This is a genomic window from Streptomyces sp. T028 (genome assembly GCF_048159505.1).
Classification (GTDB): Bacteria; Actinomycetota; Actinomycetes; order Streptomycetales; family Streptomycetaceae; genus Streptomyces.
Genome location: NZ_JBLRVZ010000010.1, coordinates 134,027 through 158,783, shown reverse-complemented (window position 1 = coordinate 158,783; position 24,757 = coordinate 134,027). Strand labels below are relative to the sequence as shown.

The 24,757-nt window shown below is 71.1% G+C and carries 24 protein-coding genes and 1 pseudogene; 13 read left to right on the top strand and 12 right to left on the bottom strand.

Going from position 1 to position 24,757, the window contains the following annotated elements; translation table 11 throughout:
- Positions 1-172 precede the first annotated feature (172 nt).
- Both ACLZN2_RS11115 and ACLZN2_RS11110 read left to right on the top strand, forming a co-directional pair.
- Positions 173-1,786 (top strand): fibronectin type III domain-containing protein, encoded by a 1,614-nt coding sequence (locus tag ACLZN2_RS11115; protein ID WP_416978208.1) that lies wholly within the window; start codon positions 173-175, stop codon positions 1,784-1,786.
- Between the two features lie 248 nt (positions 1,787-2,034).
- A complete protein-coding gene (locus ACLZN2_RS11110; RefSeq protein ID WP_416978207.1) occupies positions 2,035-2,907 on the top strand; it encodes a matrixin family metalloprotease in 873 nt (290 codons plus the stop codon).
- A gap of 558 nt (positions 2,908-3,465) precedes the next feature.
- Here the strand turns inward: ACLZN2_RS11110 and ACLZN2_RS11105 are convergent.
- A complete protein-coding gene (locus ACLZN2_RS11105) occupies positions 3,466-3,654 on the bottom strand; it encodes a hypothetical protein (protein ID WP_416978206.1) in 189 nt (62 codons plus the stop codon).
- 12 nt (positions 3,655-3,666) lie between these two features.
- Positions 3,667-4,242: a TerD family protein gene (locus tag ACLZN2_RS11100; RefSeq protein WP_416978205.1), complete on the bottom strand. Its 576-nt coding sequence runs from the start codon at positions 4,240-4,242 to the stop codon at positions 3,667-3,669.
- A 166-nt stretch (positions 4,243-4,408) separates the two neighbouring features.
- Here ACLZN2_RS11100 and ACLZN2_RS11095 point away from each other — a divergent pair, with 166 nt between their 5' ends.
- Both ACLZN2_RS11095 and ACLZN2_RS11090 read left to right on the top strand, forming a co-directional pair.
- Positions 4,409-4,798, top strand: coding sequence for a BlaI/MecI/CopY family transcriptional regulator (locus tag ACLZN2_RS11095; protein WP_416978204.1), 390 nt, complete (start codon positions 4,409-4,411; stop codon positions 4,796-4,798).
- A 6-nt stretch (positions 4,799-4,804) separates the two neighbouring features.
- Positions 4,805-5,791: a M56 family metallopeptidase gene (locus ACLZN2_RS11090; protein WP_416978203.1), complete on the top strand. Its 987-nt coding sequence runs from the start codon at positions 4,805-4,807 to the stop codon at positions 5,789-5,791.
- Positions 5,792-6,161: 370 nt separating this feature from the next.
- On the opposite strand, the gene ACLZN2_RS11085 is transcribed toward ACLZN2_RS11090, so the two are convergent.
- Both ACLZN2_RS11085 and ACLZN2_RS11080 read right to left on the bottom strand, forming a co-directional pair.
- Positions 6,162-6,617: a tellurite resistance TerB family protein gene (locus ACLZN2_RS11085; RefSeq protein WP_416978202.1), complete on the bottom strand. Its 456-nt coding sequence runs from the start codon at positions 6,615-6,617 to the stop codon at positions 6,162-6,164.
- A gap of 86 nt (positions 6,618-6,703) precedes the next feature.
- A pseudogene (locus tag ACLZN2_RS11080) lies at positions 6,704-7,266 on the bottom strand (sporulation protein); the annotation flags it as partial.
- Between the two features lie 198 nt (positions 7,267-7,464).
- On the opposite strand from ACLZN2_RS11080, the gene ACLZN2_RS11075 reads away from it, so the two are divergent.
- Positions 7,465-7,794 (top strand): hypothetical protein, encoded by a 330-nt coding sequence (locus tag ACLZN2_RS11075; protein ID WP_416978201.1) that lies wholly within the window; start codon positions 7,465-7,467, stop codon positions 7,792-7,794.
- An 87-nt stretch (positions 7,795-7,881) separates the two neighbouring features.
- Here ACLZN2_RS11075 and ACLZN2_RS11070 read toward each other — a convergent pair whose 3' ends face one another.
- Together ACLZN2_RS11070 and ACLZN2_RS11065 are read right to left on the bottom strand one after the other, a co-directional pair.
- On the bottom strand, positions 7,882-8,745 hold the full coding sequence (locus ACLZN2_RS11070) for a hypothetical protein (protein WP_416978200.1): 864 nt from the start codon (positions 8,743-8,745) through the stop codon (positions 7,882-7,884).
- A 333-nt stretch (positions 8,746-9,078) separates the two neighbouring features.
- Positions 9,079-10,179 (bottom strand): PucR family transcriptional regulator, encoded by a 1,101-nt coding sequence (locus ACLZN2_RS11065; RefSeq protein WP_416978199.1) that lies wholly within the window; start codon positions 10,177-10,179, stop codon positions 9,079-9,081.
- Positions 10,180-10,356: 177 nt separating this feature from the next.
- Here ACLZN2_RS11065 and ACLZN2_RS11060 point away from each other — a divergent pair, with 177 nt between their 5' ends.
- Positions 10,357-10,824 (top strand): histidine kinase, encoded by a 468-nt coding sequence (locus tag ACLZN2_RS11060; protein WP_416978198.1) that lies wholly within the window; start codon positions 10,357-10,359, stop codon positions 10,822-10,824.
- A gap of 32 nt (positions 10,825-10,856) precedes the next feature.
- Entirely contained in the window at positions 10,857-12,185 is a 1,329-nt protein-coding gene (gene nhaA / locus ACLZN2_RS11055) for a Na+/H+ antiporter NhaA (RefSeq protein WP_416978197.1), read from the top strand.
- Positions 12,186-12,322: 137 nt separating this feature from the next.
- Here nhaA and ACLZN2_RS11050 read toward each other — a convergent pair whose 3' ends face one another.
- A complete protein-coding gene (locus ACLZN2_RS11050) occupies positions 12,323-14,170 on the bottom strand; it encodes a hypothetical protein (protein ID WP_416978196.1) in 1,848 nt (615 codons plus the stop codon).
- A 514-nt stretch (positions 14,171-14,684) separates the two neighbouring features.
- Between ACLZN2_RS11050 and ACLZN2_RS11045 the strand changes: the two genes are divergently transcribed.
- Genes ACLZN2_RS11045 through ACLZN2_RS11035 form a run of 3 tightly spaced genes read left to right on the top strand, consistent with a single transcriptional unit; the run spans position 14,685 to position 16,550 of the window.
- The gene (locus tag ACLZN2_RS11045; protein ID WP_416978195.1) at positions 14,685-15,926 is read left to right on the top strand and encodes a cation:proton antiporter; all 1,242 of its coding nucleotides are present in this window, start codon (positions 14,685-14,687) and stop codon (positions 15,924-15,926) included.
- Positions 15,910-16,371, top strand: coding sequence for a CBS domain-containing protein (locus tag ACLZN2_RS11040; RefSeq protein WP_416978194.1), 462 nt, complete (start codon positions 15,910-15,912; stop codon positions 16,369-16,371). The genes ACLZN2_RS11045 and ACLZN2_RS11040 overlap by 17 nt, the downstream gene beginning before the upstream one ends.
- Positions 16,368-16,550: a hypothetical protein gene (locus ACLZN2_RS11035; RefSeq protein ID WP_416978193.1), complete on the top strand. Its 183-nt coding sequence runs from the start codon at positions 16,368-16,370 to the stop codon at positions 16,548-16,550. The genes ACLZN2_RS11040 and ACLZN2_RS11035 overlap by 4 nt, the downstream gene beginning before the upstream one ends.
- Here the strand turns inward: ACLZN2_RS11035 and ACLZN2_RS11030 are convergent.
- Positions 16,539-17,999, bottom strand: a complete 1,461-nt coding sequence (locus tag ACLZN2_RS11030) for a serine/threonine-protein kinase (RefSeq protein WP_416978192.1) — start codon at positions 17,997-17,999, stop codon at positions 16,539-16,541. The genes ACLZN2_RS11035 and ACLZN2_RS11030 overlap by 12 nt on opposite strands.
- A gap of 101 nt (positions 18,000-18,100) precedes the next feature.
- Positions 18,101-19,162 carry a PucR family transcriptional regulator gene (locus ACLZN2_RS11025; RefSeq protein ID WP_416978191.1) on the bottom strand — a complete coding sequence of 354 codons (1,062 nt, stop codon included), beginning with the start codon at positions 19,160-19,162 and terminating at the stop codon, positions 18,101-18,103.
- Between the two features lie 263 nt (positions 19,163-19,425).
- Between ACLZN2_RS11025 and ACLZN2_RS11020 the strand changes: the two genes are divergently transcribed.
- Together ACLZN2_RS11020 and ACLZN2_RS11015 are read left to right on the top strand one after the other, a co-directional pair.
- Complete coding sequence (locus ACLZN2_RS11020; protein WP_416978190.1) at positions 19,426-19,911, top strand: cation:proton antiporter regulatory subunit; 486 nt, start codon at positions 19,426-19,428, stop codon at positions 19,909-19,911.
- A gap of 6 nt (positions 19,912-19,917) precedes the next feature.
- Positions 19,918-21,174 carry a cation:proton antiporter gene (locus tag ACLZN2_RS11015; protein WP_416978189.1) on the top strand — a complete coding sequence of 419 codons (1,257 nt, stop codon included), beginning with the start codon at positions 19,918-19,920 and terminating at the stop codon, positions 21,172-21,174.
- A gap of 28 nt (positions 21,175-21,202) precedes the next feature.
- Here the strand turns inward: ACLZN2_RS11015 and ACLZN2_RS11010 are convergent, their stop codons facing one another.
- From ACLZN2_RS11010 to ACLZN2_RS11000, 3 genes are all read right to left on the bottom strand, one after another.
- Positions 21,203-21,781, bottom strand: coding sequence for a hypothetical protein (locus tag ACLZN2_RS11010; RefSeq protein WP_416978188.1), 579 nt, complete (start codon positions 21,779-21,781; stop codon positions 21,203-21,205).
- A 157-nt stretch (positions 21,782-21,938) separates the two neighbouring features.
- Positions 21,939-22,325 carry a hypothetical protein gene (locus ACLZN2_RS11005; protein WP_416978187.1) on the bottom strand — a complete coding sequence of 129 codons (387 nt, stop codon included), beginning with the start codon at positions 22,323-22,325 and terminating at the stop codon, positions 21,939-21,941.
- Positions 22,325-23,842, bottom strand: coding sequence for a hypothetical protein (locus ACLZN2_RS11000; RefSeq protein ID WP_416978186.1), 1,518 nt, complete (start codon positions 23,840-23,842; stop codon positions 22,325-22,327). The genes ACLZN2_RS11005 and ACLZN2_RS11000 overlap by 1 nt, the downstream gene beginning before the upstream one ends.
- Before the next feature lie 443 nt (positions 23,843-24,285).
- On the opposite strand from ACLZN2_RS11000, the gene ACLZN2_RS10995 reads away from it, so the two are divergent.
- Positions 24,286-24,720 (top strand): hypothetical protein, encoded by a 435-nt coding sequence (locus tag ACLZN2_RS10995; RefSeq protein WP_416978185.1) that lies wholly within the window; start codon positions 24,286-24,288, stop codon positions 24,718-24,720.
- Positions 24,721-24,757 lie beyond the last annotated feature (37 nt).

Below are 24,757 nucleotides of genomic sequence, written 5' to 3'. Positions count from 1 at the left end.
ACTAGCTTGTAGAGGAATCCGACATCGCTGAGTGTGAGTGGGCCGGACCAGTGCGGCGCCGCCGCGCCGCGAGAGCACCCGGTCCCCGTCACACCCTCGCACCACTGCCATCCCGAGGTGACACTTGCGCCTGAGAATGCTCCGTACGAAGAAGGTCACAAGGGCTGCCGTCGTGGCCCTCGTCTGTGCCTCCATCTGCCTGCTCGACGCCTCCCTCGCGGCGGCCGCCGACGGGGATCCCGCGACACTCTCCGCCGATCCGCTGGCCACCTGGCAGACCAACGGCATCGTCTGGTCGCTGGCTTCCGCGAACGGTGTCGTCTACGTCGGCGGCACCTTCGACTCGGTCCGTCCGCCGGGCGCGGCCCCTGGTCAACGAGAGGTGGCACGCCGCAACTTCGCCGCGTTCGACGCGAAGACCGGCAAGCTGCTGCCCTGTGCCCCTTCGTTCACCGGGTACAGCCACACCGTACGCGCAATGAAGGCCTCGCCGGACGGTCGCGTGATGTACGTGGGCGGATCCTTCGACAGCATCGGATCCCAGCGCGTGGCCAACGTGGCTGCCCTCGACACCGCAGACTGCTCCGTGCGCAAGGGATTTCATCCGGCCGTGTCCGCCACGGTCCGGGCCATCGAGACCACCGACGGCGTGGTCTACCTGGGCGGTGACCTCGGCCGCGTCGACGGCCAGACCAGAAACCGCATCGCCGCCGTCAGTCCCGAGGGCACGCTGCTGCCCTTCAGGGCAGACCTCGACCGTCCGGTGCGCGCCCTGTCTGCCGCGTCCTCGCACGGCAGGCTCTTCGTCGGAGGCGACTTCGAATCGGTCAACGGGCAGGCCGCCCGCTCGCTGGTCGCACTCAGCCCCACCAGCGGCGCGACGGTGCTCACCTTTCCGGGCTGGTTCCCGCCCCAGTCGTCGGTGAAGACGATCGCCCAGGACAGGACCCGCTTCTTCGTGGGCGCCGAGGGGCACGGGCCGGGCATCTACGACGGCCGGATCGCGGGGCGGCTCACCAGCGGCAGCATGGTGTGGAACGACACCTGTCGGGGCGCCACCCAGTCCGTCGTTCCCTACAAGGGCGTGCTCTACAGCGCGTCACACGCGCACGACTGCAACGAGACGCCCGGCGGGTTCCCCGAACGGGCGGACCGGCAGCACCTGCTGGCCCAGTCGGTCGAGAACCGCAGGATCCTGCACTGGTTCCCCGACACCGACGGCGGGCTCGGCGAGGAAGTGGGGCCCCGTGCCCTGGTCGTGGCGGGGGGTGTCCTGTGGGTGGGAGGTGAGTTCACCAAGGTCAACGAGGAACCGCAGCAGGGTCTCACCCGCTTCGGGAGCCGCGACACCGGAGCGCCGAAGGTGCCGGCCCTCTCACTGTCCTCGGCCGCGCCCGGCAAGGTCACGCTCGCCTGGCGCGCCACATGGGACCGGGACGACGCGTCGCTGACGTACCGGATCTACCGGGACGGGAAGCTCGTCGCACGGCAGACGAAGCGGTCCACCTACTGGGACCTTCCGAAGATGACCTACACCGACTCGGTGAAGCCCGGCACGCGTCACCGGTACAGCATCGACGTATCGGACGGGACGAACACCTCGCCCAGGTCTCCCTCCCTGACCGTGACCGTGCCGAAGAGAGCCACGACGAGCGCGGCGACCGCGCCCGAGGACGCCACCAGGCGGGTGGCGGGCGGAGGAGCCGGCGAGACATCCCGTCCCAGGCCCGCCATGGAGCCGGTGACCGGCCAGACCGTGACCACGCCGTCGCAGGCCACCCGGTAAGGGGCTGGTGACATGCGCCGGATTCGCGTCCGGCGGCCACGAAAGGGGTGCGGCTCGTGCCGTACGGCCAATCCCTCCCGGTATCGATCAAGCCCTGCCGGATGTGCCGACTGGAGGAGAGGGACGAAGTGACAAGGTGGTGCGGGCCCGGGCGTGTGGCCAGGGCGATCGCGGCGGCCGTGGTGGCCGCGTCCGTGTGCGCGGCGTGCGGAAGTGACGCACCCACGCCTGTGGAGCGAGAAGAGTGTGTGCTTCCGCCTCGTGCGCTGACGGTCGAAGACCTGCCCGCCGAGTCCTCGGTGATCGCCTGTGCCGCCGTCGGACGCCTCGTCACCCACGCCGGTACCGGCGTGACCGTCCCCGAACCCGGTATGAAAGCCGCCGTCGACGCCCTGACGGTGAACGGATCGGCACACGGCTTCACCCTGGAGGTCGACGCCGACGGCAGGATCTCCTACGACCTGACCGACACCGCGGCCGCAAAGCCCGCCCCCGCGGCCGCTGCCCCGGCCCGTGCCGACGGGGCGTGTGATGACGGCGCCTACGCCACCGCCGGCCGCAAGAAGTACGGCACGTACCAGTGGTTCCTCGGCGACGGCCCCCTGCCCGGCGGCCTCTCCCGCGCCGACGCCCGCCGGGCGTTCGAGGAAGCCATCACCACCATCACCACGAGCCGCAACGACTGCGGACTCGCCGACAAGGTCAGTGCGAAGGCGAGGTACGTGTCCCGGACCGGCCGCAGGGCCGGCATCGACCGCAGGGGCCACTGCACCGCACGCGACGGGCTGAGCGTCTGGGACACCGGGGACCTGGGCGGCGATGTCGTCGCCCTGACCTGCTCGTGGAGCCGTCGGATCCCCGGGCGTCCGGACGCGCTGCGCGAGGCCGACGTCCGCTTCAACGTCGACGACTATGTCTTCACGAACAGTCCCTCCGCCCACTGCACCGACGCGTACGACATCCGCAGCGTCGCCACACACGAGGCCGGCCACGTCTTCGGTCTGGCCCACGTCGGCCCGGGACACGAGGGCCTCACCATGTACCCGACGTCGTTCGTCTGCTCCACCAGCGCCAGGACTCTCGGCCGGGGAGACGTCCTCGGATTGCGTGCCCTGTACTGACCGGCCTGCGAAGAGGGCGTGGCTCAGGTGCTGCAGAGCCGGTCATGCCGTACCGCTCTCACGGTCGTCCCGCTCGGTTCCCCGGCCGGCCGACCGCTCCGTGCCCGAGTGCGGGGCGCTGTCCGGGGTGAGCGTCTCGCCCTGGACGATCCGGGGAGTGCGACCTGCTTCCGTGCCGTCTCTGGGGTCCCGTCCTGCCTGTCCTGTGAGGGCGGTGATACGTGGATCGGCGCTGAGCGCAGGAGCGGCCGGCGGCGCGCCGAGCGCATGCGGCAGCGTCCCGCGGTCGAGCAGCGCCTGCTGCCGGACCAGGCGAGGCCGTTCCTCGCGGGCCTCTGCGCAGGACGGGCCGCCGTGTCACCGCCCCGCGGTGCGTTCGAGGGTGACGAGAGCCATCAGGGTGCCCTCCGCAATGGGCGTGGGTATCCCGCCCGTCGTGACGAGGGAGTGGGGCATGATGCCTGTCCACCGCAGCGAGTGGGAACACGGTGCCCAACGCCGGCAGGATCGCGGCGGGCGCGGCGAAAATGGGCAGGGGCAGAACCACGAGCGCGGGCATCACACCACCGTCGTCGCTCGAGCCGCTCCGGGTTCAACTGCCGCCCGTACGGCGAGGTAGGCGCCGCACGGGTCTGCGGCCGCCGTGCTCGTGTCGGCAGCCTTGAACGCCCCGGTGCTCCGTAGCGCCCGGTCCGGCACCGCCTCGAAGTCCGCGAGGTTCTCGCACGGGAGGAGCGGGTCGCGCATCGCCCGGGCGACTCAGACGTTCACCCCGAAGTCGGAGGCGATGCCGGCCAGTCCGGAGGCGTAGCCCTGGCCGACGGCACGGAACTTCCAGTCCTGGCCGTTGCGGTAGAGCTCGCCGAAGATCATCGCGGTCTCGGTCGAGGCGTCCTCGGACAGGTCGTAGCGCGCGAGTTCCTGGCCGTTCGCCTGGTTGACGACCCGGATGAACGCGTTGCGCACCTGACCGAAGCTCTGGCCGCGGTTCTCGGCGTCGTGGATGGAGACCGGGAAGACGATCTTGTCGATCTCGGCGGGCACCCCGGCCAGGTCCACCTTCACCAACTCGTCGTCGCCCTCGCCCTCGCCAGTGAGGTTGTCGCCGGTGTGCTCGACGGACCCGTCGGGGCTGCGCAGGTTGTTGTAGAAAACGAAGTGCTGGTCGGACGGCACCTTGCCGGAGGCATCGAGGAGCAGGGCGGAGGCGTCGAGGTCATAGTCGGTGCCGGTGGTCGTGCGAACGTCCCAGCCCAGTCCGACCAGGACCGCGGCCAGACCGGGCGCCTCCTTGCTCAGCGATACGTTGCCGCCCTTGGACAGGGAAACTCCCACTGCGTACTCCTCCTCCGCCTGCGCGACCCGCCCAGTAGGGCACGGGATCATGAATCTACACCACTGTAGAGAGAGTGGACCTGGCTTCTGCAATCCTGAGGAGGCACTCCGGTCATCGCTACGATGTCCAGCCGGGGAACCGGCGGCGACGGAGAGGAGACAGGGCGTGACGGATCACCGGCAGCGTCCCCGGCGGCGGAGGCAGGGCGAACTGGAGGTGCTGGTCCTGTCGGCGCTGCGGGAGTCGGACGGCCCCGCGACGGCCGGTTGGGTGCAGGAGCGCCTGGGCGGCGGTCTCGCCTACACGACGGTGATCACGATCCTGACCAGGCTGTTGGCCAAGGGGGCGGTCACCCGCGAGCGTGCGGGGCGGTCCTTCGCCTGGACGCCCGCGTCCGACGAGGCCGGTCTGGCCGCGCACCGCATGCGTCGGGTGCTGGATGCCGAGCGGGACCGCGAGGCCGTGCTGGCCAGCTTCGTCACCGGCCTGGGCCCCGACGACGAACGGCTGCTGCGCGAACTGCTCGCCGCGCCTGGCGACGGAGGGGAAGACTGACGCCTCATGGGGGTCTTCGTCTTTCTGCCGCTCTTCCTGCCGCTCACGGCCTGGCCGGTCGCGCGGCTGGCCGAACAGCACCTTCACCCGCGCACCGCGACCCGGCTACTGACCGTCGTGGCCGCCGTGATGGCGGTGTGCAGCACGGTGTGCCTGGGGCTGCTCATGGTCGTGGGCACCGCCCAACTCCCCGGCAACCCGCTCCCCGACGGCTGGTCGGACCCGGAGGTGCGCAAGGCCGTCCCCTACGACGGGATCGCCGGCCGGCTCGCCATCCCCGCGCTGTGCATGGTTGCCGTGGTCTCCGGGCGGACCCTCTGGCGGCACAGCCGGGTCCACCGCCGCGCCCACCGGGCGCTCGCCGGGCTGCCCGGCACGGAGGTCGCGGTCCTGCCCGACGAGACCCCGTACGCGTACGCCCTGTCCGGCAACCGCGGTCGAGGTGACCGCAATCGCCGCGACCGCAATCATCACGACGGCGTCCGTCGGGACCGGATCGTGGTGACCACCGGCCTGCTGGACCATCTCGAACCCGCCGAGCGGCGCGCCCTGTTCGCTCATGAGCGCGCCCACCTCGCCGCCCGCCACCACCGTCACCTGCTCGCGGTCCAACTCGCCGCCCAGGCCAACCCGTTCCTCCGCCCGCTGAGTTCGGCCGTGGCTTATACCACCGAGCGCTGGGCGGACGAGGACGCGGCCCAGGCGGTTGGCAGCCGCCGTACCGTGGCCCGGGCGATCGGCAAGGCCGCTCTTGTCTCCCGGGGCACGCCGACGCCCACGCTCGCCGGGTTCGCGGCGGCGCCGGGGCCGGTGCCGCGCCGGGTGAGGGCCCTGCTCGGCCCCGCCCCGGCGGCACGGGACTGGCCGTCGGTCTTCACCACTGTGGGTCTCGCGGTATGGGGCGCCGCCGCGGGGACAGCCGTGTCGGCGATGTCGTCGGCGAACTCCGCCGTGACCATGCTGCTCATCCTGCGCGCCGCCACCCCCCTCTGACCCGGCCGGACGGCTGTTAGGCATGGTCGACCACACGGCCGGTCCGGCAGCCGGTCCCCACGAAGACGAGGATCGCGAGCAGGCAGACGAGAAGCATCAGCCGGCTGGTCAGGATGCTCGCCAGAGCGAGTCGCGCCTTTCGCCGTCAAGTCGGCGACCACGGGCGCGTGCGACATGTTCGTCAGGGACGGAGAGCACCGCGCACAGGCCGTCGACCGGGCGCTCTCGGCGCTGCTCACAACCCGCTCTCCCCCGAGGTGTTCGTGCTGGTGTGATTCCAGGAGGGGTTGGTACACCGCGTCGTGGGACGCTGAGCGTCGTGCCGGAGCGGCGCACAGCGCGTCCCGCCCGACACGACGCCTGCGGCCCGTCAGAGGTCGAACTCGTGCGGCGGCAGATCAAGGGTGAAGCAGGCTTCCCGTACGACGGCCTGCTCGGTCTTGTCGAAGTCGCCGTCGGCCCCGCCGATGACGATGCCGATCTGGATGACGGCCCGCGCCTCGGCCGGCTTCTTCTTCGCCTTGGCGATCTCCTGCAGCACGCTCACCTTGCCGAAGTCGAAGTCGGCCGTCAGTTTGTTCAGATTGTCGTCAAAGCGCCGCTGAAGGTCTGCGGCGTCGAAGTTCTGGAGCACCTCGTTGGTGGCGATCAATTGGGCGACGCGGCGCCGCTCGGAGGGGTCGATGGTGCCGTCGGCGGCGGCGACCAGAGCGCACATGGCCATGCTCGCGTCGCGGAAGGCACCGCTCTTCAGGTCGTTCTTCTTCGCCACGAGCTGCGTCTGCATCGTCGACGCGGATTCCTTGATGCGGTCCCACAGGGCCATGCGAACTCCAGAGGGTCGAGCTGGATCGATATCTCTACGTCAACGTAGAAACTAGCCGCTGGGCGGAAAGGTTCCGCCGTGTTCCGTCAGTACTCGCCCCCGTCTTCCTCGTCGCCCTCAAAGAAGTCCCTGACCTCGTCGACGTCTTCGGCCGCCACCATGCCACCCACCACACCGACAGCGACGCCGGCCGCGCCTGCCGCGACGACGGTGCCCATGCCGGGGCCGGATCGGCGCCCGTCGTCGTGGTGCCCGTCGTCCCCGTGGCCGCCGCCCTGTCCGTAGTGGCTCTCGTGGCCGTACTCGCTGAAGGAGCCGTGCGAGCCGTATGAAGCCCGATGTGCGACCAGCTGCCGCATCCAGCCGTGGACCTCCGCGTTCCAGTCGCGTACGTCGTGATGGCCGACGGTGAAGCGGGTGAGCGCGTCCCGGCCCTCCGAAAGGAAGCCGCCCCGCTTGTCGGCCTCCACGACGACCTCCACACTGCCGGGGTTCGCGAGGAAGGTCACCTCGATCTCGTTGACCTGGTGGGCGTACCGCGGGGCCGGGGTGAGGTCGATCTCCTTGTAGAAAAGGGGAGCTGCTGGCCGGTACCCCCGATCCGGCCATACTCCAGGTCGGCCGACTTGAAGCCGAAGCCCAGCTGGCCGAAGGGGACTCGAGAGGGGCCTTTCGACCTCGCGGTCGTCGTGGCCGCGGGTGGGCCGGCCGGCCCACCTTGTTCCAGGGCGGCCAACACACGAATTCCACGGCTCCACCACATTGCGCGCATGCCGGCGGCTAGGATCCCGCGCGGGTGAGCCGGGAAGTCTGGTCGGCGCCGTAGCCGCCATGCCCGAGGATTCCCGTGAACAGCGCCACCCACTGCGTCGTACTCGGTACGGCCACCGTCATAGTCCTGCCACTCGTCCTTGCGGTGTTCCTCGGGTGGACTCCGCCCCTGCCGCGCCGGGACTCCGGTTCGCCGCGACTTCTCGCCGCGGTGGTGGCGGCAGGGTACGGGGCCGTGGTCAGCGAGGCGCTGCCACGCCTGGTCGGAGCGGCTCGGGACGTGGTCGTCGTGGGTTCGTGCGTCGCCGTGACTCTGGCGGTGGTCGCCTTCGCGCTCGGCATCGCCTATGACCGCACGTCCCAACGGAGTCGACCAGGGGACGAGGCGGCAGTCCGCGGACCATGACGGCCGCCCTGCCCGCACGGCTCTGCCCGTGGAGGCGCCGGACGCACGCCGTGGCGCACCACCACCTCGTCCCCTTTCGGGTTTCGGTCAGGTGCGTCGCGTGCGGGTGGTGGTGTAGACCGCCCCGGCTCCGATGGCGACCGCCAGAGCCGCACCGCCGGCGATGAGGCCGACCGGGGCGCTCGAACCCGTCTCCGCGAGCGGCGGGGTGCTGCCGCTGGGCGAGGGCTCGGGAGTTGCGGGCGGCGTGGACTCGAGCGGCGGCACGTCCGAAGTCGTGGTCGGGGTGGTGGCGGACGGCTCCGGGGTGGTGGGCGGAGTCGTCTCCTCGGCAGGAGGTGTGCTGTCGGCCGGGCCGGTCGGGGTGCCGGGCGTGGTCGGTGTGGTCGGCGTGTTCTCGGAGGGGGTCGGGCTGGGTGTGCCGGGTTCATCGGGGGTGCAGGGTTTGTCGCCACCGTTCCAGGCGGCGATGAGATGGTAGGGCGTGACCACGCCGTCGGGCTCGTAGGGAACCGGGCCGTGCCCCTCCTCCGACTTGCCGTCGTAGATGACGTCGTCGCCGTAGAGGTCTATCTGTCCGTAGCAGTCGGGCGTCTTCACGCTCAGCTTCTGCCAGGTCCGCTTGGCGTCCTTGGAGTCGGCGACATCCGCAGCGGCCAGGTAGACCGTGGCCTTGTCGACGAGTGTCTGGTGGCCGGAGGTGTACCAACTGGACCCTTCGGTGGTGTACTCGGCGAGGGAGACCGGGTATCTGCACCCGTCGCCGACCGTCTGGCCGGGGGCGAGGCGCACCTCGACGGCGCCGGGGGCAGTGTCCCAGAGGTGGAACCCGCCTTGCGAGGTCCAGTCGGCCCCCACGCGGTTTCCGTCGCCATCGACGATGCGGTACTGGACGGTGGCGGACTGGCAGCCGGTCGTTGTCGTGGCTCCGGCCGCGGTTGCCGTGAGCACGGGCAGGGCAGCCGTGGTGAAAGCGGTTGCGGCGAGCGCAGCCAGAGTCCTGTGGTGTTGTGGACGTGACAAGTTTGCCTCGGGAATTTCGAGTGGGTGGGGGGTGGCCGGGTGCGCGTGGCGCCGGGACAGGCGTAGTTGGCGGCAGGCTGCTGACGCCACTCGCGTCACTTCGCTCACTTCAGGCACGGCGAAGCGACCTGAATTCTTGCCACTGTTCACAACTCCCGTCAATTCTCCACGGGTTCACCACAGGATGTGTTGTTCACGAGTCGCCGTCGTAGTCGGAGGCGCCCCTCCGGGGCGTGGCCCGTGGCCGTCGAAGTGCCGGGCTCAGTCGACGGGCTGCAGCGGGCGGGACGGCCAGTTCAGGAGACGGGCTCCCAGTGCGGCGGTCTGGAGGGTGTAGCGCTCGTCGGGGAGCGCGGGGTCGTAGCCGGTCAGGGTGCGGATGCGGGCAAGGCGGTACGTCACGGCCCGGACGCTGAGGCCGAGGCGTCGTGCGGTGACGGTGTGGGCGCAGCCGCTGTCGAAGTAGGCGGTCAGGGTGCGCAGGAGGGGGCCCGGTCCGCCGCGTGCCTGTTCCAGGCCGCCGAGCACAGTGGCCACGAGGTCCGTGATGGCGGCCCGGTCCCGGCCCAGGACCTGGAACACCAGCAGATCGGCGGCGTGGATCACACGCCGGGGCAGGGCGAGCCGATCGGCGAGTTCCAGGGTTTCGAGGGCCTCGCGAAAGGAGCGGACGACGCCGTTCGCACCCGGCCGTGGACGGCTGACGGCGATCAGGGGATGCCGGACCGCCGACCTCGTGACCGCTTCGGCGAAGGCCTCACAGGCCGCCGGGCCGCTTCCGCCTGCCACACAGACCAGCAGCCCGTCCTTCGCCGTGACCAGGCAGCCAAGCTCGTACCGGCGGGCGGACATGGCCTCGTTCACGTAACGGGTGCCGGGTTCAACGGCGGTGAACGGGGTCTTGGCGCGGGCCACGGCGACGCGGTGCGGCCCGGTGAGCTGGAACCCGATGCGGTGGGCCTGCTCCGCCATGCGGCCGAGGTCGCCCGGGCCGCGCAGCAACTCGTCGATGAAGGCGTGGCGCGTCTCCTTCTCGCGGCGGATCGCCGCGCGATGGGCGGATTCGTAGCCCTCGGTAAGGGCGACGGCCACGTCGCGCACGAGCCGCACCACGTGCGCGGGTGTGACCGGAGCCTCCGGACCCGCGGCCGGCCGGGAGGCCTGGCACTGTGCTCTGAGATGGGCATCGATGACTTCGTGCAGCGGCGTGCCGGACTCGGCGGCATGTGCCCCGGTCGCGTGCAACCGGGTGCGGTCTTCGTCGTCGAGACCGCCTACTCGGAACAAGGCCAGGAGCGGCACCCGCTGGTGCGGCTGTCCGTCCGCCGCGTCGCATGTGGGGGGTTCGCTGCTGTCGGTCATCGCGGGCCCTCCGGATTGTCCGCTCCCTGAAGTGATTTTACCGTTGCTTTGCCGTGGGTCGGCAAGGAGGGACGCTCCCAGCTGTCCGCCGATGACCGGCTGGACTCGGGGTTGCGCAGGTCAGCCGGGTATGACGTGTTCAGTGTCACGAGCATCGACAACCGACCGGGAGTTCCTGTGCGCGCACGCGACCTCGCCCAGCCCTGTGCATCCATCGGCATCGGTGACGCCCTCGCCCTGGCCGCGGACCTGCTGGTGGGGCAGCGGTTGTCCGCGCTGCTGGTCGTCGACGGCCAGGGGCGTCCGGTCGCTGTGCTGCGTGCGGAGCAGCTGATCGGAGCGTGTCTGCCCCGTTACCTTGAGCAGGATCCGCTACTGGTCCGGGTGATCGACGAACCGCACGCCGACCGCCTGTGCGTGTCCCCGCCCGAGCTGCTGGTCGCCGACTGTCTCCCACCGGGCCGTACTCGCCAGTTCTCCGTCGCCCACGACTGCACCGTTCTGGAGGTGGCCGAGCTGATGGCCCGGACCGGCTGTCCTGTGGTCGCCGTGCAGGAACGGAGCACCCACGGTACTTCCCGGTACGTCGGGGCGGTCACCGCCGCCCTGTTGCTGGCACACCTACGGCAGGACGCCCCCGCGTGAGGAGTCCGCGCACCGCCAAGCGAGACACGACGATGAGCCCCGCACCCGACCGCGCCCGCACCGTTCTCGGCCGGCTTCCCGTGCCCGAACGCAAGGCCGTCGCGCACGCCCTGCGCACCGAGACCGTCGGTGGCATGCTGCTCCTGGCCGCCGCGACCGCCGCCCTCGTCTGGGCGAACTCTCCACTGCGGCAGTCGTATCAGGCGGTACGCGACAGCCACTTCGGCATCCCCGCCTGGGGACTGGACCTGTCCGTCGCCCACTGGACGGCCGACGGCCTGCTGGCCGTGTTCTTCTTCGTCGCCGGGGCCGAGCTCAAGCGGGAACTCGTCGCCGGTGACCTGCGCAGTCCGGCCACCGCCATCCTTCCGGTGGTGGCCGCCGCATGCGGCATGGCCGTTCCCGCCCTCGTCTACGGGGCCGTCGCGAGCGCGGGCGGCGGCACCTGGAACGGCTGGGCCGTGCCCATGGCCACCGACATAGCTTTCGCGCTCGGCGTGCTGGCGGTGATCAACACACATCTTCCGTCGGCGCTGCGTGCGTTCCTGCTCACTCTGGCGGTCGTGGACGACCTCGGCGCGATCCTGGTCATTGCCGTGTTCTACACCGTAGGCCTCAACCTCGCCGCCCTGGCGGGAGCAGCCCTGGGGCTGGGCGTCTTCTACTGGCTCCACCAGCACAGACGCGTCCACGGCTGGTACTGGTACCTCCCGCTCGCCCTGACCATCTGGGCTCTCACCCACGCCGGTGGCGTGCACGCCACCGTCACCGGAGTCGCGATGGGTCTCATGCTCCGCACCGATGGCCGTCACCGGCCGGTGAAGGGAACCCTCGAACACATCGTCCATGTCGCCCGCCCCGTCTCCGCCGGGCTGGCCGTCCCCCTCTTCGCCCTGTTCGCGGCCGGTGTCACCGTCTCCGCCGACAGTCTGCGCGCCGTCCTCGACCGTCCCGAACCTCTCGGCGTCGCCCTGGGGCTGCTCCTCGGCAAGACCCTGGGCATCTTCTGCGGGACCTACCTGGCCGTCCGCTTCACCCGTGCCCGCCTCGACCCGGCGCTCGCCTGGGCCGACATCCTGGCCCTGTCCGTCCTGGCTGGCATTGGCTTCACCGTCTCCCTCCTGCTGAGCGAACTCGCCTACCCGGAGCCCGCCCAGGCCGACTCCGTGAAGGCTGCCGTGCTCCTGGGTTCCCTCGCCGCCTCCCTGCTCGCCACCGTGCTGCTCAGGATCCGCAACGCGAGATATCGGGCCCTGCGCGACGAGGAGAACCATGACCCGGGGCCCGGCAGTGAACCCCGGCAGGAGCGGTTCAGCGGCCCGCCGACCGGTGCCGCGGCCTCCGGCAACCGGAGAACCTGAGGCTCGTCCCGCTGGATGCGCCCCCTCCGGGAGTCACCGGGTCCCGCTTGCCCACGCCTGTTCAGCCCTCGCCGACCGGTTGACAGGTTCGAGCGCGCACGAGGACCGGCCGGACCCCGGGCGGTCGCGGCACGGCCTCACCCGAGGAACGACGCGGTCGCGGCAAGGCCGGCCACCAGGAGCAGCAGGGGGCCCAACGGCAAGGCGCGGTCGCCGCGTGGGCTCTCCTCCGTGGGGCGCAGCTCTGGGTGGGCGCACAGGGCGCTGATCTCCTCGGCCATGCGGACGTACGCCGGAGGTGAACCCCGTCGGGAGCCGTCCTCCGGTCGGGGCAGGCCGGGGAGCTGCCAGGTTCTGCCGTCCGTGAGGCGGATCCTGACGCTTCCGTCACGGGTGTGGACCGCCGACGCCAGGTCCTGCCAGGGAACGTGGCGGGCCGTCCAGGCCCCGGTCAGCCACAGACCGGCCCCGTCGGCGGTGACCCGCCAGTTGAGCAGCGTGGCTGCCGGGTGGATCAGCACCAGCAGACCGAGCAGAGCGACGACGTGCTCGTCGGGCCCCCCGGCGGCCAGCCTGCCGCTGAGTGCCTTGGCCCCGAGTGCGATACATGCCGCCATCGCCCCTCCGAGTGCTCTGGCCGGTGTGCCGGGGCCCCAGCGCACCGGTTCGCCTGCCGCCCGCAGGGAAGCAGCCGCCCAACCGATACGCGAGGAGCCGCAGGGGACGGCGCCTGGTTCGACGGCTGGGGCCTCCGGCGCGGGGCCGGCGCCAGCCAGGCGCACCGGCTCCACAGTGCGTAGTACCACCGGAGTCCCGTCCCCGACGGTCGTGACGAACACGAGCTCGCCGCGCTCGTACGGCTCACCGAACATGACTGCCTGGCGCAGCCGGGTGTCGGCGTCGAACAGGTCCTCGTCGAGGGCTGCTCCGCCGGTGACACGTCGGCCGACCGAACCGTCGGGAGGTCCCGGCGGCGAGGCGGATTCACAGAAGCAGGAGAACCGCGGGGTACGGCCCCAGGTGTCGTCGGCCGTGTAGACCCAGTTCCGGCCGCGGTGGTCGGAACGGAGCAGCACCCGCAGCGCGGGCACCCCTCGGCGCAGCCGTACCACGCGGCGGCGGATGATCACGCCGGTTCCCAGCAGGACCAGACCGGGAAGTCCGACGGCCGTGGCCAGCAGGTGCGGACCGAACGGGTCGTACGGTTCGTTGGCCGGGCGCCGCCATCGCCCGTCCTCCAGCACGGTGAGCGCGCTGCCGACCCGGTAGTGGCCAGGGCGTGACACGTCGAGCGAGAGACGCCTGCCGTCACCGGTCCGTACCCGCACAGCCCTCGCTTCCCTGTCGACGACCTCGACCGACGTGCGTACCGCCCGCGCCGTATGCCGTTCGTCCTCGCGAACCCCGGCGAGCCCCACGATGCCCGAGCCGGCCGCCACTGTGGTGAGGAGCGCTCCGACCGCGATCCGGGTCGTCCCCCGCCGCACCCGATCCGCCGCCCCGGGTGGCCGGTGCCGCACGACGGCCGCCCAGGCCACCGACTTACGCTGACGACGCCGGGCGGCCAGCCGGGACCAGGCCGCGCCCCCGCCGAGGACGAGAGCGGCGAGGACGCCCAGCTGCGCCGTCCCTGTCACGGCCCCGTCGAACAGCGAATCGGGCCACACCAGAAGAACGGCCAAGCACAGTGTGGCCACCAGCGCGATCTCCGGTAGCCACACGTACCAGTACAGCAGGCCCAGGATCAGGCCGACCTTGATCATGTCGCAGAGGTCGGGACCGCACGGGGCCGAACCGCCGCACACCGGATCCGGCTCCACGACGACCGCCGCGCCCGCTGTGAACAGTAGCCCCAGCACGGACCACAGCGGTCTCGCCCACTTCGCGGGACGGTTCCGTCCCCACCCCCCGGCATCCGTGGACAGCCAGGACGCGACACCGGACGGAAGCAGACCGGACGGCATCGGGACAGGGGGCTTCGGCACGCAAGGATTATGCGGGACTTGCCTGCCGACCGCGGAAGCCGCCCACATCCCGTCAGACCAGCGCCCGGGGGGTACCAGGGCGAACCGTCGTCCACAGCCGACAGTGTGCGTCCGTGTCGCGGCTCCTGAGTCCTCCGGCGACCGGAGCGCTGTTCTTCGCCGTGTGGACCTCGCTGATCGGGGCTCGGATCGCGTGCCGATTCGGCATGTGGCGTATCACCGTGGACCGTGAAGGGATCCATGTCCGCCGCATGTGGTCCCGGCCTCCGGCGCCATGACGCTGATCGCCGGCGTTGTGCCAGGCCCCGCGAAGCACCCGGGGCGGGCGTGTTCTGGCCACCGTGGCCCGCTCGTCTCACGTGGTGTTGCCGGAACCCGGCAGCTTCGAGCGTCTGCCGTGCCCGCAGGTGATCTGTTGAAAACGAGTCAAGGACATGTAAGGTTCCCAGCGGTGTGCCGGGAAGCCTGGTCGGCGAGCAGGGATCAATCTCTCTTCCGATCGGGGGTGGCCGCCATGGTGCTCGTGGTGGTGTTCGGTGCCGCACTGCTGATCGCGGTGCTGCTGTCGGGCCTGGCGGCACGGACGGTGCTCTCCACCTCGTTCCTCTTCCTGGTCGGCGGCGCGCTCGTCAGTGACGGGTTCCTCGGGCTCATCCACATCACGCCGGACAGCGAGATCGTGTCCGTCACGGCCGACCTGGCGCTGTTCGCGGTGCTGTTCACCGACGGCATGCACGTCTCCCTGCCCAAGCTGCGCGCCAACTGGAAAAACCCGGCACGTGCCCTGGGCCTGGGCATGCCGCTCGCGTTCGTCTTCATGGCCCTGGTCACCCACTACCTGGTGGGGCTGGACTGGACGACGTCGTTCCTCGTCGGAGCGGTGCTCGCGCCGACGGACCCGGTATTCGCGTCGGCGATCGTCGGACGTGCGGAGGTCCCGGCCAAGCTGCGGCAGCTGCTGAACGTGGAGAGCGGCATCAACGACGGACTCGCCCTGCCCGTGGTCCTGATGCTGATCGCCGCCGCCGGCCGGGCCGCGGACAGCGCGGAGGCGTCGCCGGGGAAGATCGCCCTGGAGCTGCTGCTCGGTCTGCTCTTCGGCGTCGTACTGCCTCCGCTCGTCAACGGTCTCGTACGGTTCCGGCCGCTGGGCGCGGAGCCGAAGCTACAGCCGCTGCTGCCGCTGGCGACCGGCATCATCCTGTACGCCGCCTGCCACCTCACCCACGCCAACCCCTACCTCGCCGCCTTCTCGGCGGGCGCGGCTCTGGCGCACGTGTCGCCGGAGGCGAAGACGTCCTTCGCACCGCTCGGCGAGGCGCTGGCGGAGCTGGCGAAGTTCGCGGCGCTGCTCGTGTTCGGGGCGCTGCTGACCCCGCGGCTCTTCGGTGCCCTGTCCTTCGGCGGCTATGTTGCGGTCGTTCTCGCCATCGTCCTCATCCGCCCCGCCTCGTTGCTGATCTCGTTGCTCGGCACCACGATCTCCCGGAAGGAGAAACTGGTGGCGGCCTGGTTCGGCCCGAAGGGCTTCGCCTCGGTGGTCTACGGCCTGCTCGTCCTGCAGTCCGGCATTCCGCAGGCCGAGGAGGCGTTCACGCTCGTCGCGGTCTGCATCGCCTTCTCGATCATCGCGCACAGCTCCACCGACGTCCCGATCGCGCGGGCCTTCGACGTCGACGAGCTCGTCGGCATCCCGGACAAGGACCAGCCCGCCACCGTTGCACCGAAGGAGAGCCCCCTTGACACTCGCGCGTGACCTGGTCCGCCCCTACACGACCGTCCGCGTCGACGACGACGCCGAGGAGGCGGCGCGACTGCTCGTGCGCGAACGGCTGCCCGCCCTGCTCGTCCTGGACCAGGTGGGATTTCCGTACGCGATCGTCCCCGCCACCCAACTGCTCACCGCGCTGATGCCTGAGCCCGGCAAGGCAGAGCCTCCACCGGCCGTGACGACCCCTGGAAGCTCCGCCGACGGCGCCTGGGGGCCCCTCTCCGGGCGGGCGGTCGCCGACTGGCTGCCCCGGCGCCGGGCCACGCCCGGCCTCGTGGATCCGGAGAGTTCCCCCTTGGAGATCACGGCCCTCATGACACGCAAGGACTGCCCCGTCGTCGCGGTGATCGAGCGCGAAGGCGGCGCTGTCTCGCTGCTCGGCGCGATCACCGCGGACGTCCTGTTGGCGCATTTCATCGGAGGACCGTGAACGGCCGGCAGGGCTGGGCGACAGTCGTCGTCTTCGTCGGCGCGTGCGGCCTGATCATCAGCGAGGAGATCCACCGTGTCGCCGTCGTGCTCGGCGGTGCCGGGTCATGCCGGGCGACCGACGACCGGTCGGCGTACCGCTCCGAGCACAGCGGATCGACTGGAACGTCAGCGTCCTGAGGAAGACCAGCGTGTTCGAGTACCTGGCGATCTGGATCCGGTGCCGTTCTCGTCTCTGTCGTCGGTTGGCGGCTCGCAGGCTGTACAGGTGTGGCACGGGCCGTGCTCGCCGGGGTAACCGTCGCTCGCATCACCGACCTGACGGCCCACGCGGACAACGCCGGCCCGGATTCCCGATGTCAGCGTTTCTTTCCCATCGCGTCCTTCTTCGGACGTGGGTCGGCGTCGCCCGCTGAATCCCCTCCCAAGCGCGTTCCCGTCTCGTCGATGGGCACGGCGGCCGGTGCCGACCCCGTCGGGTCGGGCGTCGGCGGCCCCGCGGAGGGTCCCGCACTCGCGCCGACGTCCGCGCCCGAGTCGGCGCTCGGAGACGTCGCGGAACCGCCACCCGATGCGAACCAAGCCGGCGCCGATCAGCACGGACACGAGGAACAGGGCGGCCGCCGCGAGGATGCCGACGGTTCTCGGGCGCCGACTCCCGGCCAGGGCGCCCACGCGTCGCCGACGCACAACGCGGGTGGCGTGGTGCGCTGTCGGCAGCCGGTACGTCGTACTCTCGTCCGGCTTCGTCGTCACCACGCGCGCGGTGGGAGCAGTGAAGGACTCGAAGGCGTCGAGGGCCGGCAGGGGCTGCGCGTCCCCCCGCCAGGATTCCGCCTTGAACCAGTCGGCGATCTCCCGGGCGGTGGGGCGGTTCTCGGGCCGCTTGGCGAGCATACCGAGCAGGTAGTTCTCGAAGGCGGGCGGCAGGTCGGTGACGAGCTGGCGGGGTGGCGTGGGCGGGGCGTCGACGTGCAGGTAGAGCAGGGTGGTGGCGCTGTCGGCGGTGAACGGCGCCTGCCCGGTGAGGAGTTGGTACAGCACACAGCCGAGGGAGTAGACGTCGGAGGCCGGCCCCGCCTGCTGGCCCAGGGCTCGCTCGGGCGCCAGATAGAGGCCAGTGCCGACGATCTGGCCGGTGGCGGTCAGCCCTGCGCTCGGATCGTCGAGGAAGCGGGCGATGCCGAAGTCGGCGAGCTTCAGGGTGCCGTCGGCGTCGCGCAACAGGTTGCCCGGTTTGATGTCGCGGTGGACAACGCCCTGCCGGTGGGCCGCGGCCAGCGCCGCTGCGGCCTGCGCGGCGATGACGGCCGCCCGCTCCGGCGCGAGGCGGCGGCCGTCGGACGTCTCGTCGGCGAGGCTGCCGCCGGCGACGAACTCCATGACGAGGTAGAGCCGCCCCTCCCAGGAGCCGAAGTCGAGGACGCCCACGACGTGCGGATGGCTCAAGGAGGCGGACGTCTGTGCCTCCATCTGGAACCGCGCGGCGGCCGACGGGTCGGTCCGCTGGGCCAGCAGCAGTTTCACCGCCACCGTACGACCGAGCAGCTCGTCGGCCGCCCGCCACACCTCTCCCATTCCGCCCCGGCCGACAACCGATTCCAGCCGGTACCGATCAGCCACCAGCACGCACTCACCCACCCCTGTCCAGACCTCGCCCCGGCTCAACAGTCCGTCACATGATCAGACTATGGCGTTCGGTGTGCCATGACGGGCCTGGTCGGTGTACGTCACCCCTCGTCCTCGGGCCACCCGAGCAGCCGGGCGCCGATCACCGCGGTCTGCAGGGTGTAGCGGTGGACGGGATCGCCAGGGTCGGCGCCGGTGAGCTTGTGGATGCGCTCAAGACGGTAGGTGAAGGCCCGCACGCTCAGGTTCAGTCGCCGGGCCGCCTCGGCGGCGACGCAGCCGGCGTCGAAGTACGCCGTCAGCGTCTCGACGAGAGGCCGGGCACCGCCCCGCGCGGTCAGCAGCGGGCCCAGGGTGTTGTCGACCAGGTCGGCCATGGCCTGCCGGTCGCGGGTCAGGACCGGGTAGACGAGGAGGTCGGCGGCACGCAGCACCGGCTCGCGGATCTGCAGCCGGTCCGCCAGGTCGAGGGCGTTGAGGGCCTCCTCGTAGGAGTGGACGACGCCCCCGGCACCCGGATGCGGGCGGCTGATGGCGACCTGCCCGCCCTCGGTGGCCGCGTACGCCTGCTTGGCGAAGAACGCCAGTACGTCGTCCTGGTCGCCCGGCGCGATACAGATCAGCCGGCCGTCCTTGGTGGTGAGCAGGATGCGCCGATCGCCGAACCTGCCCACCACGGCGCTCTCCACCTGCCGGGTGGCCGGGTCGGTCTCCTCGACGGGCTTGCGGCCCTGCGCGACGGCGACCGCGTGGGCGCGGGAGAGGAGCAGACCGAAGCGTTCGGCCCGTTCGGACAGGCGGCCGAGGTCGCTGCGGCCGTAGAGCAGGTCGTCGATGAACTCCCGCCGCATCGCCTCCTCCTGCCGTACGGCGAGTTGCTGGGCCCGTTCGTGGCCTTCGGCGAAGGCGTCGATCGCCTGCTCGACGGCGGCGAGCGCGCGATGACCCGGCGCGGCGGAGAGGACCGGCCAGATGTCCCGGGCCACGGCCAGGTGCCTGCGCACGACGGCCCGGAGCCCGAAGCCGGCCTCGGCGGCGCGCTCCCCCTGCGTCCGCAGGGACTCCAGCTCGTCCCGGGTGAGGCGGCGACCCGTCGCGCACACCTCGGTCAGTGTCTCGGCGTACCCCTCCAGATACTCGTCGGGGACCTCCCGCCCTGTCACGCGTCCTCCCGTGTTCCTGGCGCTCTGCCGACGCGTCTTTGACGCGGGCTGAACAAGACTGGCAGATGCGCGGCGGATCACGGGACCGGCAGCGGACGAGCGCGGTGCCTGGGTGCGTCGTGCGGTGTGCTGTTGATCCACCAGAGCACTGCCCACCCGCGCCGCCTAGGATGAACCGCACAGGCCGAACCTGGGCGCTCGTCAGGGCGCCCCCGCACGCGAGTCGCCGGAGAAGACGCTCACGCCGAGAGAAGGGGTCAGCCATGGGTGCGCCACGCCTCAGCAGTACGCCGCTGCCGGGCATCGGGGTCCGCTACGACCTGACGACCCGGGAGAGCCGACGCCTGTCGGTGGTCGCGCACCGGGACGGGCAGCGGACGATCAGCGCGTACAGCAAGGACGATCCGGACGCGTGCGCCCTGTCGGTGCGGCTGACCGCGGAGGAGGCGGCCACGCTCATCGACGCGCTGATGCCGGCCCACCACACACCGAACCTGCTGTCCACCACGGACCTGGGGCTCGTGGCCGAGCGGATCGAACTGACAGGGGTCTCGCGCTGGAACGGGCGCCTGCTGGGCGAGACACGGATGCGTACCGAGACCGGCGTCTCCATCGTGGCCGTGCTGCGCCGCGCCGAGGCGATCCCCTCGCCCACGCCCGACTTCCGGCTGGCCGGAGGCGACACGCTCATCGTCATCGGGACCCGCGAAGGCGTGGAGGCGGCCGCCACGATACTCGGACGGGAGTGACCCGCCATGCACTCCTCCGCCGTCTTCCTGATCGAGTTCGGCTGCATCATCCTGGGCCTCGGGCTGCTCGGCCGGTTCGCCGGGCGCTTCCGGTTCTCGCCGATACCGCTGTACCTGCTGGCCGGGCTCGCGTTCGGCGAGGGCGGGCTGCTGCCGCTGGGCTCCAGCGAGGACTTCGTGGCCGTCGGCGCCGAGATCGGCGTCATCCTGCTGCTGCTCATGCTGGGCCTGGAGTACACCGCCAGCGATCTGGTCTCCAACCTGAAGACCCACTACCCGGCCGGTCTCGTCGACGCCCTCCTCAACGCCCTGCCCGGTGCGGCGACGGCCCTCCTGCTGGGCTGGGGGCCGGTCGCGGCCGTCGTCCTGGCCGGTGTCACCTGGGTGTCCTCCTCGGGCGTGATCGCCAAGATCCTCGGTGACCTGGGACGCCTGGGCAACCGGGAGACCCCGGCCATCCTGAGCATCCTGGTCCTGGAGGACCTCTCCATGGCGGTCTACCTGCCCATCGTCACCGCCCTGCTGGCCGGAGCGGGTCTGGCTGCGGGCAGCGTGACCCTCGCCGTCGCGCTGGGCGCGGCCGTCCTCGTGTTGGTCCTCGCGGTCCGCTACGGCCGTCACATCTCCCGCTTCGTCTCCAGCGACGACCCCGAGAAGCTGCTGCTCGTCGTGCTCGGCCTGACCCTGGTGATCGCCGGGCTGGCCCAGAGGCTGAACGTGTCCGCCGCCGTCGGTGCCTTCCTCGTCGGCATCGCCCTGTCCGGCGAGGTCGCCGACGGTGCCCACAGTCTGCTGGCACCGCTGCGGGACCTGTTCGCGGCGGTGTTCTTCGTCTTCTTCGGCCTGCACACCGACCCCGCCAGCATTCCGCCCGTCCTGCTGCCCGCCCTCGCCCTGGCCGCCGTCACGGCCGCCACGAAGATCGCCACCGGCTACTGGGCCGCGAGGCAGGCCGGTATCGCCTCCAAGGGGCGCTGGCGGGCCGGCGGGACCCTGGTCGCCCGCGGCGAGTTCTCGATCGTGATCGCCGGGCTCGCCGTCACCGCTGGAATCGAACCGGCCCTCGGCCCGCTGGCCACGGCGTACGTCCTGATCCTCGTCATCCTAGGCCCACTGACCGCCCGCTACACGGAACCCCTGGCCACCCGCCTGCTGAGCCGGCTCCGCCCGCGGGTGACCGCGGTTCCCCCGGACAGCACGCCCAACGGGACGCGAGAGAGGTACGAGACCCTGGACGACGCCGACACCGTCGGACACGCGTGACGCCGGCACACCGTGGTCACGTTCACGCTCAGAAGGTCCTTCCACCCCACCGCAGGTCGGCCTGCCTCCATTCCTCTTCCCATTGGCGCATACGCCGACGGTCAAGGACGCCACGGCCGACGGCTGCGGCCCCCAGGACGGCCGACGTCGCCATGGACGCGGCGAGGACGCCCGTCGCCGTTGCCTGCAGCACTCCGGCCGAAGTGGACGGCGGCCGGGCCGTGAGCCGGCCCTGCGTGTCTGTCCAGACCATGATCCGGGTGCCGGCCCGCAGGCCGGGCTCGACCCGGGTCCGGTCCGTACGGGACGCACCGTCGGGGCCGGTCCAGCGCACGCCGACCCACACGGGAGCGGTGCTCACCCGGCTGCTCGACCGGGGCTCGGCATTCTCCAGGAGGACGGCGGAGACCCTCTGCCGCTCAGTCCGCTGCCGCTCCAAGTGCTCCGCCGACGCGGCCCCCGCCCACACCCCTGCCAGCGCGGCGGCGGCCACCGCGCACAGCCACAGGACGAGCACGAGCCAGGCTTCGACGACGTCGGTGGGCCGCTTGAGCGGATTGCGTCGCCACCGCCACCATCGCACCCGCGTACCAGGTGTTCTCGCCATCGACCCACACCCCCTGCGCCGAGAGAACCGACGGCTTCTTCTTCCAGTGTGCCCGCTCGGCCGTCGGGGGAGCGCGCCCGTCGCCCCCCTCGCTGACGTGGCTGCCCGCTCGTACGGGCAGCCCGACCGATGCCAAGGGTGGCCATGGGCAGGTGGGTCAGGCCAGAGCCGAGACCGCCGACAGTGTGGAGGCGATCAGGGACACCAGGCCCGGCACTCCTCCGCACTTCTCCTTGATCTTGCCCAGCAGGCTCTTGGCCACGGCTCGGCCTTCAGGGCTGTCCAGGGGCTGCTCGCTCACCGTGTCCAGGAAGCCGACGCACAGGGCGTAGTCCCTGATGCTGCCCCGTTCGCTGTCCATGCCCTGCCGGATCCGGCCCAGCAGTGCGGCTATGTCCTGTAACTCGTTGCGGCTGCCGGAGTTGTCCTGGGTCTGGTTCGACTGGTAGGCGCCCGGCTGGTTCTGCACGTTCTGCATGGATCCGTTGTTCTGGATGCCCGAGTTGGTGCCTGAGGGCTGCTGCGGTTCCTTGCGGCTGAACATCACTTCGCTCCTCCTGACGACTGCTGGGAGCCCACCGCTCCCGGCTGGTTCTGCACGTTGCTCATCTCGCCGGTGTTGATGACGCCGCTGTTGAGAACCACTGTGATGCGTTCCCGGTAGGCGCCGGTGTCGACGTTGTGTCCGACCAGGAAGCCGTCGACCGAGGCGAGGACCCGGCCCTGCATCATCTCGATGTACCGGCGGGCGTCGTCGTACTGGAGCATGTCGTCCATGTGGCGGGTCGAGTACGCCTCGCGCAGGCTCACCGGCCCCGTGCCGGGATCCTGTTCGGGCTCCTGGTCGCCGGCCCTGGCCCGTTTGAACAACCGGACCACGAACCAGCCGGTGTCCACGGCGGCGAGATAGGCGGTGCGCCGCTGCCAGGCCCACCCCGACGCCGACGCCTTCTTCTCCGCCTCGCGCAGGACGGGGTGGACCGGGTTGACCACGTGGGGGCGGACGACGACCCGGAGGTAGTGGTTCTCGTAGGCGAATCCGACGAACAGCGAGGCAACCAACTCACCGTCCCAGGAGGTCATCCGCGCGCACAGGAACCGCCGGGCGACCTTCGGCGCCCGCTGGGCGTCCGCGGCCCGCACTCCATCGCGGGCCAGGGAGACCAGCCCCTCCCACCGGTCGGGTGTCAGCATCTCCCAGCGCTCGGCGGAGATCGCCGCGACCCCGAACACCTCCTGCGCGCTGTCGGGATGGAAGTCTCGCAGCGGGGCGATGGGACGCTGCAGCTCACGGGCCACATGCGCGTGCAGGTCGTCCGGGGTGAACTCGACCACCCCGGACCCCGTGTGGGCTCCGGTCAGCAGGTCCGCCACACTCGGCGGGATCCTCGAAGAACCGCTGTCGCCTTCGTCGCCCGCGTCGTCGTCCCGCGACCTCGCAGGCATCACGTCGATGCCGATCTGGGTCTCGAACCAGACCTTGCCGGCGCCGACGAAGTGGTAGCGCGCCCCCGAGCTGCGCACCTGGTTCCGGTACGGCACGACGTCCCCGTACGACGCGTCCCGGATCCGCTCCACCGCGTCCTGGAACCGGCGCGGCACCTCGGCTCCCCACGCCTCGCCCCCGTGGTCGTCGAACACCGTGCGCAGGCGCCGCTGGGCGAGTGTCCGGTCGGTCCAGAAGGCCGCCCACAGCCCGGCCAGCACCACCAGCGGCGCGAGGTAGGCGACGGGCGTCCACGCACACAGCCCTGCGGCCCCGCAGGCCAGGGCCATGAGGATGCGACGCAGCCACAGCAGCCGCTGGGCCTGTGCGCACGCCGTCAGCACTGCCTCCAGGTCGAATCCGTACGACGGTGCCGGCCGCCCGTCCGCCACCACACGGCGGCGCACCCAGCGCACGTACTCGTGGCCGACCACCACCCTCGGCTGCTTGGGTGCGGTCGGCTCGTCATCGGTGAGCAGTCTCGCCATCGCGGTCTTCTCCCCGGAGAGGGCTTCTTTGGCCGCCTTCTCCAAGCGCCGCTGCCGCACCTTCCTGGGAGTGAGCCTCTCGCGCATCTGTCTGGCCTGCTTCCGTCGCCACTTTTCGAGGTGGTCGGCGAACTCCCGGGCCCTGTCCGGCCGCAGATGTGCGGCCGCGCAGAGTAATCGTGTGGGTTCGGTCATCCCGTACGTGCCGGCCCGTCCGTCGCCATTCGTTGCCTGCCGCGGCACCGCCGGAACCTTGAGCAACGCCCCGGCACTGTCCGCGGATCTTATGAACTCCGTGTCCATGCACCCCCCGTCCCTCGGCAGGACGAACGATCGTGCCGCACCCGGCCGGGTTCTGCATACCCCACCGCCGCACCTTCCCGGACACCGGCCTGCGGAGATCTGTCGTCGCCCGGCATCAAGAAGGCATCAAGACTGCCGGAGCACGGCAATGCGCAGGCAGGCAGGCCCCGTTCAAGATGGCGGTGACAGAGGCAGGGAATTCGGGAGCTCGCTTCGGGGGTGAGGACATGGGACACGTCGTCGGCACCGCCGTGCGGTTCCCCACGGTCCTTCTCACCTCCGCTCTGGTGGTCGTGCTCGCCTTCTGGCTACTGGTTCTGCTGGGCCGAGTCGGCGTGCGCGACTTCGACGCCGACGCCCCGTCGCTGGCCCGCTCTCTGAGCGGGATGCCGGTCGCCGTCGCGGCAACTGTCGCGATCCTCGGCGCCTGGCTGGTCAGCCTCACCGGAACGGTGCTCGTCGACCTGGCCGGCCTGACGGGACCTGGTGGCGCCGCGGCCCGTGTCGTACTGCTCGTGGTGTCCGTGCTCGCCGCCCGGATCGTGGCCCGAAGGTGCGCGGCTCCTCTCGTCAGGCTGTTCCTCGGCCACACCCGGCCACGCCGACGGGCAGTGGCAAGCAGCGCGCCGTACGACCCCGGCAGTGCCGACGCCTGCGGCTGAGCCGTCCGAAGACCCCGCCGCACACGCCCGCAGCCGA

Coding starts and splice junctions, on each gene's coding strand:
- ACLZN2_RS11105 (WP_416978206.1), bottom strand. CDS start 3,654: ATGCGCGACCCGCTCCTCCCGTGCGAGAACCTCGCGGACTTCGAGGCG.
- ACLZN2_RS11090 (WP_416978203.1), top strand. CDS start 4,805: ATGGGGGTCTTCGTCTTTCTGCCGCTCTTCCTGCCGCTCACGGCCTGG.
- ACLZN2_RS11085 (WP_416978202.1), bottom strand. CDS start 6,617: ATGGCCCTGTGGGACCGCATCAAGGAATCCGCGTCGACGATGCAGACG.
- ACLZN2_RS11065 (WP_416978199.1), bottom strand. CDS start 10,179: ATGACCGACAGCAGCGAACCCCCCACATGCGACGCGGCGGACGGACAG.
- nhaA (WP_416978197.1), top strand. CDS start 10,857: ATGAGCCCCGCACCCGACCGCGCCCGCACCGTTCTCGGCCGGCTTCCC.
- ACLZN2_RS11045 (WP_416978195.1), top strand. CDS start 14,685: ATGGTGCTCGTGGTGGTGTTCGGTGCCGCACTGCTGATCGCGGTGCTG.
- ACLZN2_RS11020 (WP_416978190.1), top strand. CDS start 19,426: ATGGGTGCGCCACGCCTCAGCAGTACGCCGCTGCCGGGCATCGGGGTC.
- ACLZN2_RS11015 (WP_416978189.1), top strand. CDS start 19,918: ATGCACTCCTCCGCCGTCTTCCTGATCGAGTTCGGCTGCATCATCCTG.
- ACLZN2_RS11010 (WP_416978188.1), bottom strand. CDS start 21,781: ATGGCGAGAACACCTGGTACGCGGGTGCGATGGTGGCGGTGGCGACGC.
- ACLZN2_RS11005 (WP_416978187.1), bottom strand. CDS start 22,325: ATGTTCAGCCGCAAGGAACCGCAGCAGCCCTCAGGCACCAACTCGGGC.
- ACLZN2_RS11000 (WP_416978186.1), bottom strand. CDS start 23,842: ATGCGCGAGAGGCTCACTCCCAGGAAGGTGCGGCAGCGGCGCTTGGAG.
- ACLZN2_RS10995 (WP_416978185.1), top strand. CDS start 24,286: ATGGGACACGTCGTCGGCACCGCCGTGCGGTTCCCCACGGTCCTTCTC.